1 protein-coding gene and 1 pseudogene are annotated in these 1,070 nt (G+C 45.0%); both read right to left on the bottom strand.

The genetic code is table 11. From position 1 onward, the window contains the following. Positions 1-674 (bottom strand): annotated as a pseudogene (locus GMD1S_RS08060) (DNA polymerase); the annotation flags it as partial. A gap of 3 nt (positions 675-677) precedes the next feature. Next, a partial coding sequence (locus tag GMD1S_RS08055; protein WP_000318154.1) for a S24 family peptidase occupies positions 678-1,070 on the bottom strand: 393 nt, incomplete at its 5' end.

The following is a 1,070-nucleotide window of genomic DNA, read 5'->3' as shown; positions in this document are numbered from 1 at the left end:
TCCTGGTAAGACCAGTTGGCCCTCATGGTCGGAGTGTGCTTGGCCTCATTATCCAGAGCCAACTTGGCCAGTAAGGGATTGGCATTGGACATACCCACTGTAGAGTAGATCCCTGTCTGCCTCCAAATATCCCTCTGGATGCGAGCAGAAAGCATATCTAGCTTGTCTTTGCGAGAGAGACTCTTGTTTGGGATAAAATAGTTGAGCGAACTAGTCAAATCAATAAAACCTTCATCAATAGAGTAGGGATAAATATCATCTGGGCTACCATAGTTTTGAAAGATTCGCTGGATTTCCATATTGACCGCTATGTACTCATCCATCCTAGGAGGGACAATCAAGGTGACTTGAGCCCAATCTTCGATGTAGCGAACATAGTCTGAGTCAGTAGGCAAACCTTGCTTTCGAGCATTGTAATAGGAAAATTTGCGCGTTTTGATATCAAAAGGCAGATCATAGGCCCGGCCAACATTAGACTTACCAAAAATCTTCTTAAACATGGGAGAGGAAGCTAAGATAAGACCAGTAGAATTTTCCGCGCGACTCATGACACAAAGCGAGGTCTTCAGCGGATGCAAGCCCCTTTTCACACACTCAACACTGGCATAAAAAGATTTCATATCGACAAAGGCAATATCACTTTTGGGCTCTCTGGAATAATCAAAGTAGCCCATAGGCTAACCCTCCATCGGCACAAAGTTCCCAACGATAATCCCCACAATCCGAGGATCTTCCTCATAGGAGATGAAAATGTCCTTATATTTAGGATTTATAGAAACCAGACGCAGGCCATCTTCCTCCCGATAGACCCGTTTGATATAGGTCTGGTTGTTACAAACCACTGCATAAACCGCCCCATCATAGTCAAATCCTGTTTCCCGAATCAGAGCCACCGAACCATTTTGATATTTAGGTTCCATAGAGTCCCCAGATACCCAAGATGCAAAATCATGGGCCAACTCCTCGTTAAAGTAAACCGTATCAAAATTCTGGTCATCGTAGACCGAAGCCCCAATCCCTGCTGACATACGTTCATAGACACGGTACTCGTAGAGGCGCTCTGGCATGGT

The organism is Streptococcus sp. GMD1S (assembly GCF_000296875.1).
In the GTDB taxonomy this organism is placed as follows: domain Bacteria; phylum Bacillota; class Bacilli; order Lactobacillales; family Streptococcaceae; genus Streptococcus.
The sequence above is the reverse complement of the archived record's forward strand: the minus strand, read 5'-3'. Positions and strand labels throughout refer to the sequence as shown.